This window comes from Lyticum sinuosum, from assembly GCF_034471385.1.
Classification (GTDB): domain Bacteria; phylum Pseudomonadota; class Alphaproteobacteria; order Rickettsiales; family Midichloriaceae; genus Lyticum; species Lyticum sinuosum.
On sequence record NZ_JARGYU010000005.1, the window covers coordinates 1 to 4098 of the forward strand.

The window sequence follows — 4098 nt, forward strand, 5'->3', positions numbered from 1 at the left end:
TTTAAATTAAAAAGTATATAAAAATATATAAAAAGAATATTTTAAAAAAAATATTAGTAAAAAGTTCAATATAAAAGATTAATGGAGAAGAAGTATAAATAAAGTATATAAAAGTATATAAAATAGTTATAAAAACTTACAAATATAATTTTTATTTTAAAAATGTATTATTATTATATATATAAAATTATTTAAGATTGATTAAAAAACCAATAATAAATTTTATATATAAATTAGAAAGATGTGGTATGAGTGTGAGATGTGAGTGTAATAAAAGTGTATAATGAGTTTGGCAACGTCCTACTCTTCCGCCTCAAAAAGAGGGAGTACAATCGGGGAAGTGATTTTTAACTTCTGAGTTCGGAATGGGATCAGGTAAAGGTATCACTCTATTATCACCAAACTTATAATACACAACTTATAACATACATAAAGACTTATTAAAAAGATCAATGAATGTGTGATTATAATAATTAAGAATATAATGTAATAGACTTAATGAAACTTAAGTGAAGTTTTAAAAAAGAACATAGTTAAAAAAGAACATAGAAAGTAATAATAAAACTAAGATTATAACAACTAAGAAGAACAACTAAGATTATAACAAGATATTATAGAAATATAGAAAGTAAGTATATTATAGATAAGAGTTGAGATTGATATAAGTTGTATAAGTTGAATGAAAATGTTCTATGAAGAATAAAAGATAGTAATATATTTATAAACTTTAGTACAAAGAAATACAGATAATTATCTGTGAACAATGTATGAAATTTGCTTATGATGATTATATTTATATAATTATAAAGTTATAAAGTAAGAAAGTTATAAAGGGATAAAAATATAAATGTAATGTAAATGAATGAGAAAAGAAAACAATAGTGCAATTAGTACTGGTAAGCTAAGAAAATTACGTTTCGTACACATCCAGCCTATGTAAGCTGTGATCTACAGCAGCACTGAAAGGGAAAATTAGTCTTTGGTTAGGTTTCCCGCTTATATGCTTTCAGCGGTTATCACAAACGCATGTAGCTACCCAGCGGTGCCTCTGGCGAGACAACTGGTACACCAGGGATGCGCTCAGCTCGGTCCTCTCGTACTAGAGCTGAGTACCATCAATTTTCCTACGCCCATGGCAGATAGGGACCGAACTGTCTCACGACGTTCTGAACCCAACTCACGTACCACTTTAATCGGCGAACAGCCGAACCCTTGGGACCTTCTACAGCCCCAGGATGTGATGAGTCGACATCGAGGTGCCAAACGAGCTCGTCGCTATGGACGCTTGGAGCTCATCAGCCTGTTATCCCCGGAGTACCTTTTATCCGTTGAGTGATGGTCTTTCCACGCAGGACCACCAGATCACTATGACCGACTTTCGTCTCTGCTCGACTTGTGGGTCTCGCAGTTAGGCAAGCTTGTGCCATTGCACTCTAAGAGTTGATTTCTGTCCAACCTGAGCTTACCATCGCGCGCCTCCGTTACATTTTGGGAGGCGACCGCCCCAGTCAAACTGCCCACCACACACTGTTCCTCTAAAGATAAGAGGTTAGGAAAACACATAATGCTGGGTGGTATTTCAAGTTACGACTCCAAAAGAGCTAGCGCAAAAATATCACAGTCTACCACCTATTCTACACGGCATTAAATGGATTACAATATGAAGCTACAGTAAAGGTTCACGGGGTCTTTCCGTCTAACCATGGGAACTCCGCATCTTCACGGAGAATTCAATTTCACTGAGTTAATGTTGGAGACAATGGGGCAGTCGTTACGCCATTCATGCAGGTCGGAACTTACCCGACAAGGAATTTCGCTACCTTAGGACCGTCATAGTTACGGCCGCCGTTTACTGGGGCTTAAGGAGAGAGCGTTTAAAACAATCTCCGATAACCTTCCAGCACCGGGCAGGCGTCAGACCCTATACAATTTGTTAAGAATTAGCAGAGTCCTGTGTTTTTGTTAAACAGTCGCTACCCCCGATTATGTGCCACCTAAATTGTGATTTAGGCCACTTTTATCCCGAAGTTACAAGTGCAATTTGTTTAGTTCCTTCAACATTATTCTCTCTACGTCTTGGTATACTCTACCAGTCCACCGGAGTCGGATTACGGTACGGTCACAAAGTGCTGTAGTTATTTCCAGGGAAGATTACTTTTTATAAAGGAAGATCCAATAATCCTAATTAGAAAAAGAAAAGCTCCGTCACTATCAGCAGGCTCACGAATATTAACGTGATTGCCATCGACTACGCCATTCGGCTTTGTCTTAGGTTCCGGCTAACCCTACGCAGATTATCTTTACGTAGGAAACCTTGGACATACGACGAAAGTGTTTCGCACACTTTTAAACGCTACTCATGTCAGCATTCTCACTTGTGATATCTCGAGTTTACCTCACGATAAACCTTCATAGACGTACACAACGCTCCGCTACCGTGATTTTTTATAAGGACAAGAAAATTATAGAAAAAAAGATTAATATAAAATGATGGATATAAAAAAGCACCCGCATCTTCGGTGTCTAGTTTAAGCCCCTAAACATTTTAGGCGCAAAGCAGCTAATAGACTAGTGAGCTATTACGCTTTCTTTAAAGGATGGCTGCTTCTAAGCCAACCTCCTAATTGTTAAAGCCACATCACAACCTTTAACACTTAACTAGAACTTAGGGACCTTATACGGCGGTCTGGGCTGTTGCCCTTTTGACTGATGGATCTTATCACCCATAGTCTGTCTGCTGTGGAATTAAAAACAGTATTTGTAAGTTTAGCTAGAGTTGATAGGGAGTGATCCCCTCTAATCTAACCAGAGCTCTACCCCTGAATTTATGTTAATACACAACGGTCTACCTAAATAGATTTCGCGGAGAACCAGCTATCTCCGAGTTTGATTGGCCTTTCACCCCTAACCACGAGTCATCCCATACTTTTGCAACAGTAACGGGTTCGGGCCTTCATAGAGAGTTACCTCTACTTCACCCTGCTGATGGTTAGCTCACTCGGTTTCGGGTATAATACAACTAACTGAACGCCCTATTAAGACTTGCTTTCGCTACGGCTACGATTTGTAACAACTTAACCTAGCTAGTTAAATTAACTCGCTGACCCATTATACAAGAGGTACGCCATCACCCTAACAGGATCGAAAGATTGTAGGGCTCTGACAGCTTGTAAGCATATAGTTTCAGGATCTATTTCACTCCCCTAATAGGGGTTCTTTTCACCTTTCCTTCACAGTACTAGTACGCTATCGGACGATAAGTAGTACTTAGGCTTGGAGAGTGGTCTCCCCATATTCGGACAGAATTACACGAGTTCCGTCTTACTCAAATCTATTTGTAGTAATAAAAGATATCTGTACGGGACTATCACCCTCTATGGTCTAATTTTCCAAAAAGTAATTCCAGTTTTACAACAAACAGCATAGGCCTGATCCGTTTTCGCTCGTCACTACTAACGGAGTCTCATTCGATTTTCATTCCACCAGCTACTAAGATATTTCAGTTTGCTGGGTTAGCATTCCCCCTTTACGAGGAACACCAAATTCTGAAGGATCAGAATCTGGTAGGTTTACCCATTCGGAGATTCACGGATCAAAAGTTGCTGACACTTCCCCGTGACTTATCGCAGTCTGCCACGTCCTTCATCGCCTCTTATCGCCAAGGCATCCACTATACGCTTTTAAATATTTCTGGTTCATTCATATAAAAAGAAACTGACATACATCGCTCACAGATAGTTATCTGTAATCTCAGTATAGAAAAAGAATATAAATAAAAAACTTCACATAAGATTCGAAAATTTTCTTGCTATGTGGAATATATGCAAAGGAATCAGAAAATCAAGAATAGAAATGATTTTATCGCTGATATAATTATAAAAATAAGTATAAAGTAAGAATTATAAAAATAATTACAAAATAATTATAAAATAATTAATCAGGTCAAAAACCACAACAATTATTCCGTGATTAACAAAAATCAAAGCTATGTGAAACAACAAAATGAAATCACATATTTCAATAACCACCGATAACAAATATCATATTATAATCTTTCTTGGTATGTCAACTACTTTTTTATACTTTTTTTATTATTTT

The 4098-nt window shown here is 37.3% G+C and carries 2 rRNA genes; both read right to left on the minus strand.

The features are described 5' to 3' along the window. Positions 1–287 precede the first annotated feature (287 nt). Positions 288–403 (minus strand): 5S ribosomal RNA (gene rrf, locus Lyticum_RS04125). 463 nt (positions 404–866) lie between these two features. Then, positions 867–3694, minus strand: a 23S ribosomal RNA gene (locus Lyticum_RS04130). Positions 3695–4098: the final 404 nt, after the last annotated feature.